Annotated in this window: 16 protein-coding genes; 9 read left to right on the forward strand and 7 right to left on the reverse strand. The window is 50.9% G+C overall.

Going from position 1 to position 20360, the window contains the following annotated elements; translation table 11 throughout:
- Positions 1-325: 325 nt before the first annotated feature.
- The 4 genes from P8H26_RS00965 to P8H26_RS00980 all read left to right on the forward strand — a co-directional run bounded on the left by P8H26_RS00965 (position 326) and on the right by P8H26_RS00980 (position 5161).
- Positions 326-1282, forward strand: coding sequence for an AEC family transporter (locus tag P8H26_RS00965; RefSeq protein WP_289630979.1), 957 nt, complete (start codon positions 326-328; stop codon positions 1280-1282).
- A gap of 115 nt (positions 1283-1397) precedes the next feature.
- Positions 1398-2855, forward strand: a complete 1458-nt coding sequence (locus tag P8H26_RS00970) for an NAD-dependent succinate-semialdehyde dehydrogenase (protein ID WP_289630980.1) — start codon at positions 1398-1400, stop codon at positions 2853-2855.
- 349 nt (positions 2856-3204) lie between these two features.
- Positions 3205-3975, forward strand: a complete 771-nt coding sequence (locus tag P8H26_RS00975) for a DUF1045 domain-containing protein (protein ID WP_289630981.1) — start codon at positions 3205-3207, stop codon at positions 3973-3975.
- A 46-nt stretch (positions 3976-4021) separates the two neighbouring features.
- Entirely contained in the window at positions 4022-5161 is a 1140-nt protein-coding gene (locus P8H26_RS00980; RefSeq protein WP_289631219.1) for an alpha-D-ribose 1-methylphosphonate 5-triphosphate diphosphatase, read from the forward strand.
- 154 nt (positions 5162-5315) lie between these two features.
- On the opposite strand, the gene dusA is transcribed toward P8H26_RS00980, so the two are convergent.
- Positions 5316-6356: a tRNA dihydrouridine(20/20a) synthase DusA gene (gene dusA / locus P8H26_RS00985; RefSeq protein WP_289630982.1), complete on the reverse strand. Its 1041-nt coding sequence runs from the start codon at positions 6354-6356 to the stop codon at positions 5316-5318.
- Between the two features lie 88 nt (positions 6357-6444).
- Positions 6445-7149, reverse strand: coding sequence for a TIGR02281 family clan AA aspartic protease (locus P8H26_RS00990; RefSeq protein ID WP_289630983.1), 705 nt, complete (start codon positions 7147-7149; stop codon positions 6445-6447).
- A gap of 182 nt (positions 7150-7331) precedes the next feature.
- Between P8H26_RS00990 and cobT the strand changes: the two genes are divergently transcribed.
- The gene (gene cobT / locus P8H26_RS00995) at positions 7332-8357 is read left to right on the forward strand and encodes a nicotinate-nucleotide--dimethylbenzimidazole phosphoribosyltransferase (RefSeq protein WP_289630984.1); all 1026 of its coding nucleotides are present in this window, start codon (positions 7332-7334) and stop codon (positions 8355-8357) included.
- Between the two features lie 371 nt (positions 8358-8728).
- Here cobT and P8H26_RS01000 read toward each other — a convergent pair whose 3' ends face one another.
- The 3 genes from P8H26_RS01000 to P8H26_RS01010 all read right to left on the reverse strand — a co-directional run bounded on the left by P8H26_RS01000 (position 8729) and on the right by P8H26_RS01010 (position 10658).
- Entirely contained in the window at positions 8729-9208 is a 480-nt protein-coding gene (locus tag P8H26_RS01000; protein WP_289630985.1) for an Lrp/AsnC family transcriptional regulator, read from the reverse strand.
- A 118-nt stretch (positions 9209-9326) separates the two neighbouring features.
- Complete coding sequence (locus tag P8H26_RS01005; RefSeq protein ID WP_289630986.1) at positions 9327-9989, reverse strand: uracil-DNA glycosylase family protein; 663 nt, start codon at positions 9987-9989, stop codon at positions 9327-9329.
- A 3-nt stretch (positions 9990-9992) separates the two neighbouring features.
- Positions 9993-10658, reverse strand: a complete 666-nt coding sequence (locus P8H26_RS01010) for a thermonuclease family protein (protein WP_289630987.1) — start codon at positions 10656-10658, stop codon at positions 9993-9995.
- A gap of 662 nt (positions 10659-11320) precedes the next feature.
- Between P8H26_RS01010 and P8H26_RS01015 the strand changes: the two genes are divergently transcribed.
- Positions 11321-12079 (forward strand): tetratricopeptide repeat protein, encoded by a 759-nt coding sequence (locus tag P8H26_RS01015; protein WP_289631220.1) that lies wholly within the window; start codon positions 11321-11323, stop codon positions 12077-12079.
- Between the two features lie 135 nt (positions 12080-12214).
- On the opposite strand, the gene xth is transcribed toward P8H26_RS01015, so the two are convergent.
- Both xth and erpA read right to left on the reverse strand, forming a co-directional pair.
- Positions 12215-12994, reverse strand: a complete 780-nt coding sequence (gene xth / locus P8H26_RS01020; RefSeq protein ID WP_289630988.1) for an exodeoxyribonuclease III — start codon at positions 12992-12994, stop codon at positions 12215-12217.
- A gap of 80 nt (positions 12995-13074) precedes the next feature.
- Positions 13075-13401, reverse strand: a complete 327-nt coding sequence (erpA, locus tag P8H26_RS01025) for an iron-sulfur cluster insertion protein ErpA (RefSeq protein WP_289630989.1) — start codon at positions 13399-13401, stop codon at positions 13075-13077.
- A gap of 259 nt (positions 13402-13660) precedes the next feature.
- Here erpA and P8H26_RS01030 point away from each other — a divergent pair, with 259 nt between their 5' ends.
- From P8H26_RS01030 to P8H26_RS01040, 3 genes are all read left to right on the forward strand, one after another.
- Positions 13661-14860: a deoxyguanosinetriphosphate triphosphohydrolase gene (locus P8H26_RS01030; protein WP_289630990.1), complete on the forward strand. Its 1200-nt coding sequence runs from the start codon at positions 13661-13663 to the stop codon at positions 14858-14860.
- Between the two features lie 130 nt (positions 14861-14990).
- Complete coding sequence (argS, locus tag P8H26_RS01035; protein WP_289630991.1) at positions 14991-16748, forward strand: arginine--tRNA ligase; 1758 nt, start codon at positions 14991-14993, stop codon at positions 16746-16748.
- Positions 16749-16938: 190 nt separating this feature from the next.
- Positions 16939-20358 carry an SPOR domain-containing protein gene (locus tag P8H26_RS01040; RefSeq protein ID WP_289630992.1) on the forward strand — a complete coding sequence of 1140 codons (3420 nt, stop codon included), beginning with the start codon at positions 16939-16941 and terminating at the stop codon, positions 20356-20358.
- Positions 20359-20360 lie beyond the last annotated feature (2 nt).

Genomic DNA, 20360 nt, shown 5'->3' on the forward strand with positions numbered 1-20360 from the left:
ATCAGGGCGTGTCTAGCGTTTTTCGCTCAAAAGGGAAAGATATATTCCCCTTCAGAGTAAGACCCTGAGAATATGAAGATCATCCGCTTATACCATTTTGCAACAGCAAGGCATAAAAACGGTGATCAATTTGAATATAGACATATTCTGAAACCCCTTACGCAGTTTTCAGAATATGCTCTGACTGATCTTTCATATTGCGCATCTTTATGAAGAAATCAGCAAGAGTTTGGCGATTTACAATAAATTTGTAAATCTGCGCAGGAATCACGAATGCTTTTGAAGCATCATTTCTTCGCGGCATTACAGATAAGTATGGTGAAATATGGGTCTCGCGGCCACGATTACAATTATCTTCAGCATCATTATGCTTGGCTACATATTTGCAAGGCTGAAGATATTAAGCGATGTGACCGGTGACGGCCTTGCTGATTTTGTTTTTGTGGTGTCTACGCCGCTGCTGCTTTTCCGCACCATGATCACAGCCGATTTTCAGTCGAGCAATCCGTGGGAACTGTGGCTGGTCTATTTTACCGGCGTGATTGTTGCATGGACTGCTGCGCATTGCGGCATCCGCTTTATGTTCGGCCGCGACCGGCGGGCAGGCGTGGTGGCCGGTGTCACCGGTGCTTTCTCCAATCTGGTCTTTCTCGGCATGCCGCTGATGCTCGGTGTTTACGGGCAGGCGGGGCTGGTGATTATCTCGCTGATTATCAGCATTCACATGCCTCTGATGATGGCCGCATCGCTGATGCTGAACGAATGGGCATTGCGCAAAGACGGCATCATCAGCGGTGAAACCAGCCGTTATGATACAGTGGTTAAATTTATCACATCTCTACTGCGTAATCCGCTGGTCATCGGCATTCTTGCGGGCTGGCTGGTACGTCTTTCAGGTTTTTCCATTCCGCAATTGCCGATGCAGCTGATTTCGATGCTGGCAGATGTCTCAGGGCCTTTGGCGCTGTTTGCAATGGGTATGGGTCTGAAGAAATTTGGCATTTCCGGCAATGTTATTGCCGCCGGTGTGAATGCGTCTTTTAAGCTGATGCTGATGCCTGCTGTGGTTTTCGCTATGGCATGGCTGGTTGGGCTGCCGCCTTTAACGGCCAAGGTTGCGATTACCGCTGCGGCACTGCCGTCGGGTGTTAATTCTTATCTGATTGCCACGCGATTCGGTGTGGGACAGGGACTGTCATCAACCTCGATGGTGCTGGCTACGGCCGCTTCTGCTCTGACGCTGGCAATGTGGATCGCTCTGGCACAGGCAGTTTGGGGCTGAGGCGCTTTTTCGCGCTGATCTCTTGACATTGCCCGTGCCAAAGCTCTTGATCTGACAGGGAAACAAGCATGCAGTTATGAGGAAAATTGCATGTATTGTCGTGAGGAGAGAAGTTATGAATGCGAATACCAGCCGGTTTATCAAACAGGCTAATCTGATTAATGGTCAGTGGGTTGCTGCGGATAGCAAGGCGACTATCGATGTGATTAATCCGGCGACAAATAAAATTATCGGCACAATACCAAAATCCGGCAAGGCAGAGACTGCGCGCGCGATTGAAGCCGCTGCACAAGCCTTTAAAACGTGGCGCAAGACCACGGCCAATGAGCGCTCGCAAAAAATGCGCAAATTGCATGATCTGATACTGGCTAATCAGGATGCACTGGCTGAAGTGCTGACACTGGAGCAGGGCAAATCCCTGACGGAAGCCAAAGGCGAAGTGGCAAGCTCTGCGGCCTATATTCTGTGGTATGCGGAAGAGGCACGACGCATGTATGGCGATGTGGTGCCGTCTCCTTGGGCAGACCGTCGCATTATGGTGACCAAAGAGCCGGTGGGTGTTGTAGCGGCGATCACGCCGTGGAACTTCCCGTCTTCCATGCTGGCACGCAAAATCGGTCCTGCACTGGCAACCGGCTGCACCGTGGTGGTGAAACCGGCAACGCAGACACCATATTCCGGTCTGGCATGGGGTGTGCTGTGTGAAGAAGCCGGTATTCCGGCAGGTGTGGTCAATATTCTCACCGGTTCTGCCAGTGAAATCGGTGGCGAACTGACCCGCAATCCGCAGATTGCCAAGCTGACCTTCACCGGATCGACGGAAATCGGCAAGCTCCTGATGAAGCAGACTGCCGGTACAGTCAAAAAAGTGTCGATGGAACTTGGCGGTAATGCGCCGTTTATCGTCTTTGATGATGCTGATCTGGATCGTGCGGTTGCGGGTGCGATTGCCGCCAAATTCCGTAATTCCGGCCAAACTTGCGTCTGCACCAACCGGTTTTTCGTGCAGTCCAAAATCTATAACCGCTTTGTTGAGAAATTCACGGAAGCTGTGGAGCAACTTAAAGTCGGTAACGGGTTGGATGCCGGTACCCAGCAGGGCCCGCTGATTGATATGAATGCGGTAGAGAAAGTTGAAGAATTTATCGCCGATGCTGAGAAAAAAGGCGGACGGATTGTCACCGGTGGTAAGCGACATGCACTGGGTGGTTCTTATTTCGAGCCGACCGTGATTGCCGATGCCAAGCCGCGTATGCGTTTCACCAAGGAAGAAATTTTCGGCCCCGTTGCACCGGTTTATAAATTCAAGACCGAAGAAGAAGTGATCGAGCAGGCCAACAATACCGAATATGGCCTCGCTTGTTATTTCTACACGCAGGATCTTGGCCGCGCCTTCCGCGTGATGGAAGGCCTGAAATATGGTCTGGTTGGCGTGAATGAAGGTCTGATTTCTACCGTTGAGGCTCCGTTCGGAGGCTTAAAGGAATCAGGACTTGGCAAAGAGGGCGGGCATCAGGGCATTGAGGATTATCTCGACACCAAATATGTCTGTATCGGCGGTTTAGGCCTGTAAGCCTGACAGCTTTTTGCATTATACGGATGGCATCTATGATTGTTGCCATCCGGTTTTCGCCTGAAATCTTTAGCAGCTATGGAACTTCTTATTCTCCGTCCTATCTTATGATTGCTGTCCGGCGATTTTATAAAAACACTTATTTAGCGTAGTTTTTTAAAGTGCTTTATAAAGATGCTGCCGGTGTTTTTTAATGCTTTTGGAATGCTCAGGCGGTTTTTTCAGAGAATTGTCATAATAGATGCGGAGTGTGGGGTTATAGAGCCCGCATCAACAGGCATCTTATGGTAAAGCTTGCTTTGACGCTGTCAGACATGCCGGTTCGTAAACCTGTGAAAAAGGGACTTTTATGCGATACGGAATTTATTTCACACCATCTGCTCATGATCCGCTGCTGCGGGTGGCTGCAAACTGGCTTGGTCGTAATGCCTTTAATGGTATGGTTGTGCGCACGCCGGTGATTGGTTCCGTTAGTCCTGAAGAGGTCAGTGTACTGACCGAAGAGCCGCGGCGCTATGGTTTCCACGCGACACTAAAAGCGCCGTTCCGTCTGCATGAAGATTACGAGGAGCATCATCTGCTCTCCTGCATGATGCATTTCGCCTCCGGCTATCAGGCTGTGGAGCTGCCGCCGCTTAAAGTGGCGCAGATCGGACCTTTCTTTGCGCTGGTGCCGTCAGAGCCTTGCGCGGAGCTTCAGCAACTCGCCAATGATGTGGTGGTACATTTCGAGCGTTTCCGCGCGCCTCTTAACGCGCAGGAACTGGCTAAACGTAAGCCGGAAAAGATGGATGCTATCCACCGTGCCAATCTCGACCAGTGGGGCTATCCTTATGTGTTCGGGCAGTTTCGCTTTCATATGACGCTGACCGGCGCGGTACCTGAGGAGAAGCAGGCGCATGTTCGCAATGTGCTGGAAGAGTTTTTCGCGCCGGTGCTGAACGAGCCTGTCAAAATTAACAATCTGGCTCTGTTTACTGAAGCCGAAGCGGGTGCAGCTTTTGAGGTGCACTCATTGCACCCCTTTACAGGCAAGCCGGTTCCGGCAAAGAATGTGGCTTCAGAATTAGATGAACCAGAGAGCAAATCAGAAAAGCAACTGACGTCTGTCGGCGGTTGAATAGGATTTCATGTTAAAAGATACGATGTCTGTTCCCGATAAAGCCATGCTGACTGAAACAATCCTGACCAATGCGCGAATTGTGCTTCCTGATGAAATCATCAATGGCACTGTTGTGATGCGCGGCGGAAAGATTACTGCGATTGATTCCGGAAAATCGGCAGTTGGTAAGGATATGGAAGGGGATTATCTGATCCCCGGTCTGGTGGAGCTGCATACGGATCATCTGGAAGGCCATTATGCGCCGCGCCCGAAAGTACGCTGGAACCCGCTGGCGGCAATTCAGGCGCATGATGCACAGATCGCCGCTTCAGGGATTACCACGGTTTTTGATGCGTTGCGCGTTGGTCATGACGGTGAATGTGAAGTTGTGATTGATGACATGCTATTGCTGGCCGATGCCTTACAGGCAGCGCAAACCAGTGGCCGCTTACGGGCAGAGCATTATCTGCATCTGCGTTGCGAAGTTTCTTCCAATGATTGTATGAGTGCGTTTGAGCAGTTGCGCGGCGCATCAGGTGTGCGTCTTGCATCCCTGATGGACCATGCACCGGGGCAGCGCCAGTTTCCGGATATGGAATCCTACCGCATCTATTTTATGCGTAAGAACAAAGTCAGTGAGGACGATTATCAGGCCTATTGTGATCGTCGTGTTGGTGAATCGCAGCGCAATTCTGCGAAGAACCGTGCACTGATTGCTGATTATTGCCATGCAAACGGCATTATGCTGGCCAGCCATGATGATGCGACGGAAGCGCATGTGGATGAATCTGTAGCGCATGGTGTTTCAGTTGCGGAGTTTCCGACAACGGTCGCAGCTGCGGCGGCGTCTCATGCCAATGGTATCGGTGTGATGATGGGCGGGCCGAATGTGGTGCGCGGCGGCTCTCACTCCGGCAACGTCTCTGCATTGGAGCTGGCCGAAAAAGGCTATCTGGATATTATCTCTTCGGATTATATCCCTTTCAGCATGCTGCAGGGCGCTTTCAATCTTGCACATGTGGTGGAACATATTGATCTGCCGCAGGCTATCCGCATGGTCAGCACCAATCCGGCAAAAGCTGTCGGTATGACAGATCGCGGCTCAATCGCAGAAGGTCTGCGTGCTGATCTCGTGCGCGTTCATGCCATTGACGATGTGCCGGTGGTACGTTCAGTCTGGCGATCCGGCACCAGAGTCAGCTAAATCTGCCCTCTGGTGGCCTGCAAATTGCACCTTTTTGCACTTCCGGTGCTCACGTACTATAAGTACGCTGCGCTCCGGTTGTCAAAAGGCACAATTTTCGACTCACCATAAGCCAGATTAGGTCTGCGCTTTATATTTGCAGAATAGTTGAAAACTATTCCGCCGCCTGTTCCGCACGGGCGGCGTTGTTTTCTTCCACCTCGGCAGCGGTTTCGCACATTATCTGATAGGCTTTGCGGATTGTCTTGCTGTCCGCATCATTGCGCGTAGCATCCGTCGAGAGAATTTGCCGCCAGCGGCGTGAGCCGGCCTGACCTTGAAACAGACCTACCATATGGCGCGAAACATGGGTGAGGCGGTCGCCATCGGCAATATGCCGGTCTGAATAATCACACATGATATCCAGCACGTCTTCCATTGAAAGAGGCGCGGTTGCATCGCCATAGACGAGGCGATCCACGTCACGTAGCACCATTGGTGTGTGATAAGCTGTTCTGCCCATCATCACGCCGTCTGTGTGTTGCAGATGGGTAGCTGTTTCTTCCATACTGGTAATACCGCCGTTTATGCCGACAAAATACTGCGGATAATCCTGTTTCAACCGATAAACGCGATCATAATCCAGTGGCGGGATATCACGGTTCTCTTTCGGCGATAGGCCCTGCAACCACGCTTTGCGGGCGTGTACCCAGAGTGCATCTGCACCTTCAGCAATCACCATGCGGCTGAGATCTGACAGAGCCACTTCCTGATCCTGATCGTCCACACCGATACGGCATTTCACCGTTACAGGAATTTTTACAGCCTGTTTCATCGCCGCAACGCAGTCAGCCACTAATTGGGGTGTCAGCATCAGACAGGCGCCAAAAGCACCAGACTGCACACGGTCTGACGGGCAGCCGACATTGAGATTGATCTCGTCATAACCGAAGGATTCGCCGATTTTAGCGGCTTCAGCGAGCTTCACCGGATCAGAACCGCCAAGCTGCAAGGCTACCGGATGTTCTTGTTCAGAGAAGCCGAGCAGACGATCGCGTTTACCGTGGATGGCAGCATCAGCAACTACCATTTCCGTGTAGAGCAAAGTGTGCCGCGTGAGCAGTCGATGCAGAAAACGGCAATGCCTGTCCGTCCAGTCGAGCATTGGCGCGATGGAGAATGTTTTAGCGGCATAGAGTTTTTCTGGTCTGGTCACAATGATCTTCTTTACGGCGACTTCTTAGCGGATAGTTTCAGGCGGACATAATGCTTAAAGGCTGAACTGTCCAGTTTTGGAGCAAATTTCAGTCGGTCAGGATCAGCTGATCACGCTGCACAGTATAGGCGCTCAGGCTGTTCATAAAATTCATGCCTAACAGGCTGCCGCTGAGCTGGCCTTCCTGTGAGACCAGTGCGCGTATGTTCTGGCGGGTGATATTGCCGATTTTAACCTCCTGCAAGCGTACTGATGCCGCCATCGTGCGGCCATTGGCTGTGCTGACAGGATTGGTATAGCTGAGGCTGCTGATATCAATGCCGACTTTTTCCGCATCGGCCTGTGTCAGCACGATTGTGGAGGCGCCGGTATCCACCATGAAATTCACGCGCTGGTCGTTCACCAGTGCATTCACCTCGAAATGTCCGTTGGCAGACTGACCTATGCTGACTGTTTCCGTACCATCGGCATTATTCCCGCTGATGGCATTACCCGGTATTAGCCCCGCGGTGACACGATTGGCGATATTGGTCAGCTCATACTGGTATTGATAGACGGTGACGAGGCCGAGAATAATCACTGCCCAGATCGCAATATTGCGCATCATATGATTGAGCGGAATACCGGAGCCAAGCAGGCCAGCCGCAACAACAACGCCGAAAATGCTCATATAGGCGGCATCGGCAAAATCATCATTGGCAAGGCCGAGCGTGGTGCCGCTCTGATCATTGACGATCAGCACGAGCAGAAGAATGGCAATCGCTGCGATAATCAGCCAGAATAAACGGTTCATGAAGTTATTGTTCCTGAAACTGTCGGACAACGTGCCCAAGCGGGCTTTATTGCTTCTTATATGGAGGCTTTGGCTTGCGGGCACAATAATTTCATTTTTCAGCACTTTGAAAAACTGTGAGCAGGGCGTATAGCAGGCGCAGATGAGTTTCCCCCGATACGACTAAAAGACGGATTGATAAATTGAGTACCAGCGGACTGCCATTTGATGATTTTCGTGAACTGATCAGCCAGCTTCCGTCGCTAAGCGAGTTTGCAAGTGAAGCAGTTCGTGACCGTGAAGCCCGTCTGAGCAAGCCGCTCGGCTCTCTGGGAAAGCTTGAGGATATTGCCGAATGGCTGGCCGCATGGAGCGGTAAGGCCAAGCCGCAGATCATGCGTCCGCTGGTGGCAATTTTTGCAGGTAATCACGGTGTTCTGGCGCAGGGTGTGAGTTCTCAGCCGCAATCTTTGACTCTGGATATGGTCAATAATTTTGCTGCCGGTGGCGCGCCTATTAATCAGATCTGCATTGCCAATGATCTGGGACTCAAGGTTTTTGATCTGGCGCTGGAACATCCGACAGAAGATATCACCGTGAGCGCCGCTATGGATGAACGCAGTTGCGCTGCCACGATGGCTTTCGGCATGGAAGCAATTGCAGGCGGTACAGATCTGCTGTGCATTGGCGAAATGGGCGTTGGCAATACAACGATTGCTGCTGCAATTTGCCTTGCTCTCTTCGGAGGTCAGGCTGAGGACTGGGTAAGCCTTGGTGCCGGTGAAGATGAAGGTATTCTGGCTGCAAAAATCACAGCAGTGAAAAAGGCGGTTGCTCTCAATGACGGCCAGCTGCGTGATCCGCTGGAAGTTCTTCGTCGTCTTGGTGGTCGTGAGCTGGCGGCTATCACCGGTGCACTTCTGGCTGCACGCGCAGAGAAAATTCCAGTGCTGATCGACGGTTATGTTGCCAGTGCTGCTGCCGCAATTCTGCTGGCAATGAACGGCGAGGCGCTTGATCACTGCCTGTTCTCTCATGTTTCGTCAGAAAAAGGCCATCGCCTGCTGTTGGAAAAAATGGACAAGCAGCCATTGCTCAATCTGAATATCAGCCTTGGTTCCGGTGTTGGTGCCGCACTGGCTGCCGGAATTGTGAAAACCGCAGCACAATGCCACACAGGCACAGCGACTGCCGAAGATGCTGGCATGAACGGGCGCACAGTTTCCTGAACCTGCAAATAATTGCTGATAATAAAAAATCCGGCTGCGCAAGCAGACCGGATTTTTTGCATCCATTTTCAGAGAAACTTCGTAATCAGGGTATTTTATTTGCAAATACTGCAAGAAATTGCGGTTGTGCATTATCAGTTGTTTTTTATGATGCTGACATTGCTGAGGTGCAGACAATTTTAAAAGACTGGTGACTGTTGTATCGAAAATAATATTCACTGAGTAATCAGTCGGGGGATGTATGTTATGCTGGTATGTCCGTTGTCTTTTTTATAAATTATATTTTGTTGTATTTTATGTCGCCGGTATTGTGAGCGGCACTGTCTTTCAAAAGAGATGGTGCCGCTTATTATATTGCCGTTGGCTTTGAATTAATTGCCGTCCTTATCAAGGATCATGTAATCCAGCGGCAATTCTGTCGTGTATTTGATTTGCTCCATAGCAAATGATGACGACACGTTGCGGATTTCAATCTTGCTGATCAGTCGTTTGTAAAATGCGTCATAGGCCGCAATGTCGGGTACAACAACGCGCAGCAGATAATCCACATCACCGCTCATGCGGTAAAATTCCACGACTTCCGGAAATTCCTGCACAACCTCGGCAAAGCGCTTCAGCCATTCATGGCTGTGTGAACTGGTGCGCACGGATACAAAAACAGTGACCCGCGCATTAATTCTGACCGGATCGAGCACGGCCACACGGCGCTTAATGATGCCGTCTTCTTCCAGTTTCTGAATCCGGCGCCAGCATGGAGTGGTTGAGAGGCCAACTTTTTTGGCAATATCTGCGACTGCCAGCGTTGCATCTTCCTGCAGCAGACGGAGAATTTTTCTGTCAAGTCTGTCCATTTTGCCTCACATTAAGCGCCAAATAACATAATTTTGAAACTGTATACCTTATGGATGAGCTGGGGAATAAACGCGAAGAATAAAATACTACGAATTTTATTTTTATTGGAAATTATTTTTATCTCGATAGTAAGGGGCGAATTTTTTGACGAAGTGCAGGCAAAAGTTCGTTTTCAAACCACGGGTTACGGTTGAGCCAGCCGCTGTTTCGCCATGACGGATGGGGGAGTGGCAGAACGGCAGGGCCGTCATTCTGGTTGCTCTCAATATAACGTCGCCAGTTCATCACTGTCTCGGTCATGTTGAGCGGTTTTTGCTGAGCCTGCAAATAATCACGATAAGTCGGGTTGCGCCTTAAATGGTAATTCTGGGCATAGCTGCCAATAGCAATAATCAGTTTAAGCTGAGGCATCAGCTTAAAAAGCTGGTCATGCCATGTCAGTTTGCACTCGCGACGCGGTGGCAGATCACCGCCGTGTTTGTCATAACCGGGAAAGCAAAACCCCATAGGAATAATCGCGAAGCGCTCAGCATCGTAAAACTCCTCCGGTGTCACATCCAGCCATTGGCGCAGGCGTATGCCTGAAGGATCGTTAAACGGAATGCCTGTGTTGTGTACGCGAATACCCGGTGCCTGACCGCATATGGCAATTTTGGCTGTGGCTGATGATATGCAGACCGGATTGGGCTCATGTTCAAGCGGCTTGCCGTTGAGTGGATGATCGCGGCAGATCGTGCATTGGTCTATTTGCTGTTGAAGTTCGCGCAAGGCGGATGCCATATTTTAATTGCTCCGGTTGCGGTCATTGGTGCGTGACTGATTAATCTGCCGCCATTTCCCAGGCTTTTCAAAGTCTCCCGCCCACAGGCCGCGCTTGTTCTTGCGGGCATCCGCTTCTTCGCGTTGGTAGAGCCCGTAAGACACAGCCCACCCTTGTTCAACCAGAGTGCGGTTCAGATCGGTTTCTCCTGCTTTGCAAAAAGCCAGAATGCGGTCGTAGCGATCGCGGCCGTCTGCTGTGCAGGTAACCGTCTGATTGCCAATCAATTTACGCAGCTCGTTCGTCGCTGCGCGTCCGCAGGCATAATCTTTACCGCCCAGTTGGCAAATTTGCTGCGTCTCAGGAGTATCCATCCCCTTCAGGCGAATGCGCTGTCCCTGTATGGCAATTGTATCGCCGTCATAGATATACAGGCTGCTGCCGCGCCCGCTCAATTGTGTGGGTGTGGCTCCGTTGCTTTGACGCGGGGGCGTATTGCTGAGAGCTGCTTCCATACGTTGCGGCATAAAATATTGCATAGCCGCATAGATACCAAAGAGCAGTAATGCGGCGGCAATGCCTGACCGGCGCAAAAAGGAATAAGGCGCACGATGGCGCCTGCGATTTCTGCGGCGCTGCGGCTGTTGTCTGTAAGAGTGAGGTCTGCGCCCCGAAGCAGGTGGTTTCATGATCCGGACTATAAAGAGCACGGTCATGAAGAAAAGGGGTATTCAGCGCGGCATTAAAAATGCGGAGGAAATGCAGGCCTAAATCAAAGACCGGATTGCAGAGAATCGATTCTGCTTCTACCGGCTTGTCTGAAATGCGCTTGCTTGGAATGGCTGCTTTATAATCACTTGCTTAACTATATTTGGCAACGCGCTGACAACTATGGTGCGCTGAATCCAGTGTTTCCTATGCTTTCGGGCGGGAAAGTTTATATATCAGCGTAAATTTGTGTTGTTTAGGTAACAGTATTTAGCTTTCAGGCAGGCTAAGGTTCAAGCAGACGAGCTTGGCCTATTTCCCGCCATAAATGCGGAGCACCGATAGTAAACAGGCAAAGTTCAGTCTTGAAAAAACACGGTACAATCTTTGCCCCTTATTGAGGTCAGTCATTGCAGAATTATAGTTTTTCTCAAAAAATTCCAGCGGTTAGCGCAAGTTTCTGCGCTCTGACTGCAGCTATGGAATATTGTGAAGACTATCTGCCGGATCTGCCTTTACCACGGGTCGTAATCTTGCCTGAAAAAATGGCTAGTTTTTCTCATCCTGTTAACTTGTCCTTTACCAAACTTGTTTTGGCAAACGATAATGAAAGAATGCTGTCGTGATCGGGTCGTTTAAGAAAATCGCTTATTCAGTCTGTGGTGTTGGTGTTGCGCTGTATGTTGTTTGCAGCAGCGCCTTTGCATTCGATATTCAGGAATCTGCTGACAAGAAGAGCAATCCGTTTGAGGTTTTCAAATTCGGGCTGTCTGCTTTTAAAAGCGGCCATAAAGATGAAGCGCTGAAAGCGCTGCGTTATGCGGCAGATCAAGGTCACACAGGTGCGAACTGGAAACTGGCCAGCATGTATGCTCAGGGCGACGGGGTTCCGGAAAACGACTACGAAGCGTACAAAATTTTTGAGAAAATCGTTCATGAAGGCGCTGAGCCGGGTTCGCAAAATGAATCCTATGTTGCTGGTGCACTGGTGCAGCTGGCACGCTACATGAAACGCGGCATTCCTGGCACGCCTGTCTCTTCCAATCCGGATATGGCGCGTGATCTTTATGTGCAGGCGGCCTCCAATTTCGGCGATCCTACCGCGCAATATGAGCTGGGTGCTATGCTGCTCAAGGGCGACGGGGTAGAGAAGAATAAAACGCAGGCTGCGCGCTGGTTTCAGCTGTCAGCCAAAAAAGGCAATGCAAACGCACAGGCCATGCTTGGCAATATGCTGTTTCAGGCCGGTAAGACTGTTCGCGGACTTGCAATGCTGACAGCAGCCTTTGAACGCTGCACAGATCAGGATTGCGAATGGATCCGGAGCATGCAGGAGCAGGCGTTTTCAGTTGCCGGTGAGGCCGATCGCCGTAATGCTATTGCACTTATGGGACAGCATTAATAACGTAAGTCTGTCCGTGACTGATTGCCTGACAATCAGTCCTTCATACGCCGAAGCCTCATGAAATGATTCAGCCATCGGCGTTAAGTGTTTAAAATATCAAGTTTTTAAGGCTGTTGTGACCGTATTTTATCGTCAGCAGGCGAGCTGAATAACAACCGGCACATGGTCTGATGGTTTATCCCATGCGCGTGTGTGTTTTTCAATTTCGGCACCTTCAAGCATATTGGCCGCTTCCGGCGAAAGCATCAGATGGTCGATGCGTATGCCGTTATTCTTCTGCCATGCACCTGCCTGATAATCCCAGAATGTAAACATCTGCTCATCGCTGACATTGCGGATAGCATCATAAAAGCCGAGATTTTCAAGGCGGCGGAAAGCCTGCCTGCTTTGTGGCAGAAATAACGCGTCATTCACCCAGTTTTCAGGATGTTTTGCATCAATCGGTTGTTGAATAATATTATAGTCGCCAGCCAGCACCAGTGGTTCTTCCAGTTCCAGACGATCCTTCGCCCAGTCTTCAAGACGCTGCATCCAGCCAAGCTTATACGGGTATTTTTCCGTATCGACCGGATTGCCGTTCGGCAGATAGAGCGAAACTACACGCACCACGCCTTTATCAGTCGTGTAAACGGCTTCAATGAAACGAGCCTGTTCATCACTGTCATCGCCGGGCAATCCGCGATTGACCTCAACCGGTGAGACCTTGGAGAGAATGGCAACGCCGTTGAAGCCTTTCTGGCCGTGGGTTTCAACGTGATATCCCAGTGCTTCGATCTCTAAACGGGGAAACAGGTCATCAACGGACTTGATTTCCTGAAGGCAAGCCACGTCAGGCTGGCATTCCTGCAACCAATGCAGCAGATTTTCGATACGCGCTTTGACGCCGTTGATATTCCATGTGGCAATTTTCAAAGACGTATCCCCGTATGTAATTTAAATAAATTCTGCCGCAGATCAATCTGTGCGGCAGTTATAAGATGAGCAGAAACTGATCAGATTGCGAAGCTGACACCGCAGCCACAGGAAGATGTGACATTTGGATTGTTGATCTGGAAGGACTGCCCCATCAGGTCGTCGATGAAATCAATAACCGAGCCGTCAATATAAGGCACGGAAATGCTGTCGATCAGCACTTTGGCGCCGTCTTTTTCAATGACCATATCATCGTCATTGCTGTCGCTGACGAGATCGAACTTATAGGAAAAACCCGAGCAGCCGCCGCCTTCAACCGAAATACGTAAGGCTGATTTGTCGGTTTGTTTCTGTAAAATTTTTACAATCCGCTTTGCTGCGGAGTCCGATACGGAAATGTCCGTCATATTCTTCACCCTAAAATCTTGAGCGGTTCAAATTCCGCACAGGATACTGTTGATAGGATTATAATATAGGTCAGCAGGGCAGAGGGCGCAATCACTGCTGCAAACACAATTGCCTATAAAGTTTTATAATGCATCGTGTATCAAACCTGTTATTTTGCGCCGTTATTGTGGTATTGCAGCATGATGTAGTCGTTTCAGCGGTGTGAACTGTTGCAGATGATTTCGCATTTTTAGAATAAATTCAGCCATAACAGGAAAAATGATGGACAGTATTGGTTTCGGTTATCGTGAACGTGCTCCTTATGCCTGCGATCCGGCGCAAACGCGCGGACGCCTGGTGCATGAGACCGAGAGCCGAACACGCACGCCTTATCAGCGTGACCGTGACCGCATTATCCATTCTACCGCTTTCCGACGATTAAAGCACAAAACACAAGTGTTTATCGCGCATGAAGGCGATCATTACCGCACAAGGCTGACCCATACGATTGAGGTGGCGCAGATTGCCCGTGCTTTAGCGCGCGCGCTGCGGCTGGATGAAGATCTGGCGGAAGCCGTGGCGCTGGTGCATGATTTCGGCCATACGCCGTTCGGTCATACGGGCGAAGATGCGCTGAATGAGAAAATGGCGGACTATGGCGGATTTGATCATAATGCGCAGTCCTTGCGTATCGTGACGCTGCTTGAAAAACGCTATGCGGAATTCGACGGCCTCAATCTGTCATGGGAAACGCTGGAGGGGCTGGTCAAACATAACGGCCCGCTGTCAGGCCCTTATTCAGACGGTGAACCGGTGCCGGGTTCCATCCTCAAATATAATGAGCGTTTTGATCTGGAGCTGTCAGGCTTTGCGAGTCTTGAGGCGCAATGCGCGGCTATTGCCGATGATATTGCCTATAATGCCCATGATATTGATGATGGTCTGCGTTCGGGTCTGCTTACCCTTGAGCAACTGGAAGAAGTGCCGTTGACACGCGATATTCTGCAGGAAGTGCAGCGCCTTTATCCGAAGCTTGATCCGGTGCGCCGCGGCCATGAGCTGATGCGCAGACAGATCACGCGTATGGTGGAAGATGTGATTTCCCATGCACAGGAGCAGATCAAAAAGTTTGATCCACAAACTGTGAATGATGTGCGTGCGGCCAGTGAGATGATGGTCGGATTCTCGCCGGAAATGGCTGTTGCCGAGAAAACCCTCAAGAAGTTTCTCTACCAAAATCTCTATTTCAATGCGCAGGTCGTGCCGATCCGCAAAAATGCGGAGCAGGTCGTGAAAGACCTGTTTGATGCCTATATGCGGGCGCCGGATGCCATGCCTGCCGACTGGCGGGCAGGGATTGCCGGTAACGAAACTTCGGCCTTTGCGCGTCAGATTGCGGATTTTCTAGCGGGCATGACGGATAATTATGCCGTGCGTGAACACCGACGATTGTTTGACCATACGCCCGACTTGGCTTAAACGGGCTGCAAAACTGCCATTAATGACTGTGCGATTTGCGAAGTGAAATGCTTCAGAATTGTACGACGTTCAATTGATTGAATGTGAATTGCGGCTGGTTTCCGCTTTTTATGTTCCGACAGGACAGATTATGAATATCTTTGCTGATTTCGATGTTAAAATTAAAAAGACACTGCAAGATCTTGGTTTAAAAGACAAAGACGGTGGCGAGCTGGATGTGTCCCGTGTTGGTGTTGAGCCGCCGCGCGATGCAACGCATGGTGATATTTCCACCAATGCGGCTATGGTGCTCTCTAAGGCAGTTGGCGCTAATCCGCGTGAACTGGCGGCAAAAATTGCCGAAGCGCTGAAGGGCGATGCTGATGTCGCCTCTGTTGATGTGGCAGGCCCGGGCTTTATCAATCTGCGTCTGAATGATGATTACTGGCAGCGTCAGCTTGGCGTGATGCTGGCAACAGGCACCGATTACGGTCGTTCAAAAATGGGCGGTGAGCGTAAGGTCAATGTGGAATATGTTTCCGCAAACCCGACCGGCCCGATGCATGTCGGCCATTGCCGTGGCGCGGTTGTCGGCGATGTGCTGGCGAACCTGCTCAAATTTGCCGGTTATGATGTGACCAAAGAATATTACATCAATGATGCCGGTGCGCAGATTGATGTTGTGGCCAAATCCGTGATGCTGCGCTACCGCGAAGCATTGGGTGAAGATATTGGTGAAATTCCGGCCGGTCTGTATCCGGGCGATTATTTGGTTCCGCTTGGTCAGGCTCTGGCCAAGGAATTCGGCAATGCACTTCTGGAAAAGCCGGAAGACGAAGTGCAGCCACTGGTAAAAGACCGCGCGATCGATGCGATGATGGCGCTGATCCGTGATGATTTGGCCTCGCTCAACGTGCATCATGATCTGTTTTTCTCAGAGCGCAGCCTGCATGCTGACCATGCGAAGCTGATCCGCACCGCGATCAACGATCTGACGCTGAAAGGCCATGTCTATAAAGGCAAACTGCCGCCGCCAAAAGGCCAGCTGCCGGACGATTGGGAAGACCGTGAGCAGACATTGCTGCGCTCGACCGAAGTCGGCGATGACATGGATCGCGCGCTGGTGAAATCCGACGGTAGCTTTACATATTTTGCCGCTGACGTGGCTTACTTCAAAAACAAGTTTGACCGTGGCTTTGAGGAAATGATCTATGTCCTCGGCGCGGATCATGGCGGCTATATCAAGCGTTTGGAAGCGGTGGCTAAGGCTGTTGCTGAGGGCAAGGCCGAGCTGACAGTGCTGATCTGCCAGATGGTCAAACTGTTCCGTGATGGCGAGCCGGTACGTATGTCCAAGCGTTCAGGCCAGTTCATTACGCTGCGTGACGTGGTGGATGAAGTTGGTTCCGATGCTGTGCGCTTCATGATGCTTTACCGCAAGAATGATGCGTCGCTGGATTTCGACTTTGCCAAGGTCACTGAGCAGTCCAAGGATAATCCGGTATTCTACGTGCAATATGCATCCGCACGTACGAATTCTGTTTTCCGTCAGGCGAGAGAACAGCTTGGTCTGGAAAAGTTTGAGCGTGAAGAACTGGCGAAGCATCTGGCACTGCTCACCGATGAGAGTGAAGTGGCGCTGGTACGTAAGCTTGCTGAATATCCGCGTCTGATTGAGACTGCGGCCATTCATCAGGAGCCGCACAGGCTCGCATTTTACCTCTATGACCTCGCCAGCGCGTTCCATTCGCAGTGGAATCGTGGCTCAGAGAACCCGGACTTACGTTTTATTAAGGTTAACGATACAAACTTGTCACTTGCCAGGTTAGGGCTGGTGCAGGTTGTTTCTGATGTCTTGGTGTCCGGATTGTCGATTATCGGCGCGGATGCTCCGACAGAAATGCGCTGAATAAGGTGAGGGCGGTTTAAGATATCCGCCCCGACCTTTCAGGGAAAGACCGGCACGAAAGGCGCATTTGCTGCGTTTTCGTGCCGTTTTTGCAGGAAACTACTGTCAAGTTTTGCCCACATTGCCTTGCTATATTAGCAATGATCAGGGAGACGTCGGCGGGCGCTCCAGTTGAAATTAGGAAAACGCCATGACTGACAGTAGCGTGACGAGCCGCAATCAGAATCACAGTGATATTCGCGACGAATCGGCGCGGGATAATGATCCGCTGTTTGAATTGTCGCGCATTTTTGGCTTTGACGAACGTGCAGACCAAAATAATTTACAAGAACCGCAGGCTGAACCGGATTTATCTTCTGAGATCAGTCTTGAGCGGGAATTGATGGCAGATTTTGACGCTGAGTTCGCGGCGGAATTTTCTGTTGAGCCGGAACATAGTGACGATGCTTATCAGGCTTTGCAGGATGAGGTTCAGAGCCCTGTTCGTCAGGCTGCTAACGAGAGCCGCTATTCACAGCAACCTGTTGAGCCGCGCTTCACAGGCTATGCGCCGTTGCAGCGTGCCTATGCTGAGCCTGAATCTCCGGCAGAGCAGGTGGCAGAGCCGCAGGCAGCGTTCGCGCAGGAAATGCCGCAATATTATGCGGAAGCTCCAGACTACACCGTAGCACCGGAAGCGGCAGAGCAAACTCACGACGCTTATTATGCAGCTTATTCAGACTTGCCGCAGGACGCTGCATTTTCTGAACCGCTGCAGGCTGCAAATGAGGATTATTTCTCTTCGCTGGAAAGTGAACTGAACCAGAATTTTGCGGCAGATCCTGCTCCGCAGGAGCCTGCTGTTGTTTATCACAATGCAGCGGATAGCGAATATGATCTGTCCCGTCAGAGCAATGATGCTTACGCTGAGCCTGCCGGATTGAATACGGATGATTTTGATTTCTCCGATATTGGCCGTGAGCCGAATCAGGAATTTGTTGCGCAGACCTATGATAATGTGTTTGCCGAAAGCGAAAAATACAGCCCTGTAAGTCATGTTCAGCCACAGGCGGATATCAGCCTTGAAGACGAATTGGCTTTCCTGCTGCATGATGAAGCGCCTGTTGAGGCACCAGTTCAGCCATCAGCCTATTCCTATGAAGAGCCTGCATATACTGCTGCGCCTGCGGTTTATGATGAACCCGCAGTTTCGCAAACAGATTTTGCACCATTGTTTGATGCTCCGGCATCAGAAATAGCGCCAGCTGTTGCCGATTTTGACGGGCAGGAGCAGGTGTCGCACGATGTTTATGCAGCAGCAGATCAGGCTCATGATTATTCACAGGCCGCGCCTGTAGCTGATTATGACCAGATTGATGATGAGTTTTTTGCCGCGCCTGATCTGACCCATTTGCCGAACCGCACTGCTGTGGCGCATTCAAACTGGGAAGAAGACAATACGGATAATGCGGATGATGCAGCTTCCGGAAATTCATTTGCAGATTTGTTCGGCGCTAAATCACAGCCTGATTTCACAAATGAAACAGAGGCAGCATCAGACTATCAGCCGGAGGTCGCCGCTTCCTATGAAGATGAACTGCAGACTGAAAGCTTCGGTTTCGGTGATGATTTTTATAAGGCTGAGGAAAGCTATGTTGCAGAAGAGCAGGTTTTAACTCCTGAGCCTGCCGCTCCTTTGGCACATAATGCTGTGCGTGGTTATTCATCTTATACTTTTGGTGCAGCCACACCGGCCGCTGCGTCTGCTGACCATGTGGTGAGCAGTTATGCAGATGTTGTGACAGATGCCGTAACTCCGGCAAGCTACAATGTTGCGCCTGTAAATGAAGCTGAATCTACTGCTGTTTCAGATAATTTCTTCAGTAATGATGACTTTGATTTCTCCTTTGATGAAGATGTGCAGCCATCAGATGATTTTGCTGCGGTTGAAGAAGAACTGTCGTTTGAACTGCCTGAAGAGCCGGAACTACCAGAGCTGCCAGCTTATGAGCCTGTTCAGAGTTTTGCTCCGAAATCCTTCGTGCCGGCTCCGGAAATTGAATCCGTCACCGTTTCAGAAAACAAGGTTGAGCAGACACAGGCGCTTGATTTGCCTGATGTCAGCTATGGTGATGACGTTAAAGCAACGGGGCTGAACAGTCTTGAATCAGAATTTGCTGAAATTTTCAGCACGATCAGCGTGAGTGAAGCTGCACCGGATTCAACCAGTGAAGCTGACAAGGCGTTTGAAAATATTCTGCAGGACAATTTTGCCGATTATCACGCTCCGTCCAAAGCAGAGCCTGAAGCTGCTTATACCGGATTTGGTATGGCAGCAGGCGCTGCTGCCGGTCTTGCTGCAGCTGCTGTCGCAGGAGCCGCAACGCGCAGTTCTGCAACGCAAACCCGCACAGATGCGGCAGGCAATGCCAGTCAGGATGATTATTACAATCATTGGGCTGCGCAAGGTGCGCAGACGAATGATTTTGACACCTATAATCTGTCCGACAATTTTGCCCGTGATGAAGCAGAGTTCGAAAATACCCGCCCGCGTGAAGAAAACCCGCTGCGCAAGCCTGCGCTTTGGGCATCGGTTGCAGTTGCTGCTCTGATTGTTCTGGGTGGTGGTTATTACCTGCTGAAATCCGGCGGTGTTGTTGGTGGTGAGCCTGCAATCTTACGCGCAGACAGCCAGCCGGTTAAAATGCAGCCGGAAAATCCGGGTGGCGCCGTTGTGCCTAATCAGGACAAGGCTGTCTATGATCAGGTTTCCGGTACCAAGCCTGCCAGCCCTGAGCAGAAGACACTGATCAACACGGGAGAAGAGCCGGTTGATGTTGGTCTTTTGGCCGGACAGGATGCCGAAGAAGACCGTTTGTTGTCTGAAGAGCAAAATGTAACAGCCACGCCGCCTGCTGCGGTCAATAATGCAGCTCAGAGCGGTGAACGTGAACTGGTAACGCCGCGCACTGTGCGGACAATGGTCGTGCGGGCTGATGGTACAATCGTACCGGGTGAAGCTCCGGCTGCCACTACGCCTGCAAATAATAACGCAGCAGTAACTGATACCGGGCTCGATGAGGCTTCCCGCTTGATCAGCCAGAGTGCGGTTCCTGAGCGTTTGGGCGCTGATGCACCGGCACCTTCTGCGCAAAGTGCAGCAGCACCGCGTGTGGTGCAGACACAGAGCTTTACCGCATCCGGTGAGCAGGTGAAGCCGCGTGAAGTTACAGCGGCACCTGTGGTTCCGTCACGTCCTGCGGAACAGCCGGTTAATGTTGTCGGTAATGTGGAACGTCCGGCTCAGAATCAGGCCCAGAATCAGGCACAGCAACAGGTTGCCAGTGCGGTTGCGCCTGCAGCCAATGTTTCGGCCAATGTTCCGGCAGGTACGTGGTTTATTCAGGTTGCCTCCCAGCCGAGTGCAGAACTGGCACAAAAGAACTATGCCAATCTGAGTTCGCGCTACGGCAATATTATCGGTGGTCGTGGTGTTGATATCAAAAAGGCAGATATTGCGGGTAAGGGAACCTATTACCGTGTTCGTATTCCGGGCGGCACCAAGGCTGAAGCTGCAGCGCTCTGCGAGCGTCTGAAATCAGCCGGTGGCAGCTGCTTCCCGACACTCTGATC

The organism is Pseudochrobactrum sp. sp1633, from assembly GCF_030376605.1.
Classification (GTDB): domain Bacteria; phylum Pseudomonadota; class Alphaproteobacteria; order Rhizobiales; family Rhizobiaceae; genus Pseudochrobactrum.

Excerpts from the sequence above, each read along its gene's own strand:
- argS (WP_289630991.1), top strand. The coding sequence starts at position 14,991 with ATGAATATCTTTGCTGATTTCGATGTTAAAATTAAAAAGACACTGCAA.
- P8H26_RS00965 (WP_289630979.1), top strand. The coding sequence starts at position 326 with ATGGGTCTCGCGGCCACGATTACAATTATCTTCAGCATCATTATGCTT.
- P8H26_RS00975 (WP_289630981.1), top strand. The coding sequence starts at position 3,205 with ATGCGATACGGAATTTATTTCACACCATCTGCTCATGATCCGCTGCTG.
- P8H26_RS01030 (WP_289630990.1), top strand. The coding sequence starts at position 13,661 with ATGATGGACAGTATTGGTTTCGGTTATCGTGAACGTGCTCCTTATGCC.
- P8H26_RS01000 (WP_289630985.1), bottom strand. The coding sequence starts at position 9,208 with ATGGACAGACTTGACAGAAAAATTCTCCGTCTGCTGCAGGAAGATGCA.
- erpA (WP_289630989.1), bottom strand. The coding sequence starts at position 13,401 with ATGACGGACATTTCCGTATCGGACTCCGCAGCAAAGCGGATTGTAAAA.
- P8H26_RS01040 (WP_289630992.1), top strand. The coding sequence starts at position 16,939 with ATGACTGACAGTAGCGTGACGAGCCGCAATCAGAATCACAGTGATATT.
- P8H26_RS00970 (WP_289630980.1), top strand. The coding sequence starts at position 1,398 with ATGAATGCGAATACCAGCCGGTTTATCAAACAGGCTAATCTGATTAAT.
- P8H26_RS00990 (WP_289630983.1), bottom strand. The coding sequence starts at position 7,149 with ATGAACCGTTTATTCTGGCTGATTATCGCAGCGATTGCCATTCTTCTG.
- P8H26_RS00980 (WP_289631219.1), top strand. The coding sequence starts at position 4,022 with ATGCTGACTGAAACAATCCTGACCAATGCGCGAATTGTGCTTCCTGAT.
- P8H26_RS01005 (WP_289630986.1), bottom strand. The coding sequence starts at position 9,989 with ATGGCATCCGCCTTGCGCGAACTTCAACAGCAAATAGACCAATGCACG.
- P8H26_RS01010 (WP_289630987.1), bottom strand. The coding sequence starts at position 10,658 with ATGAAACCACCTGCTTCGGGGCGCAGACCTCACTCTTACAGACAACAG.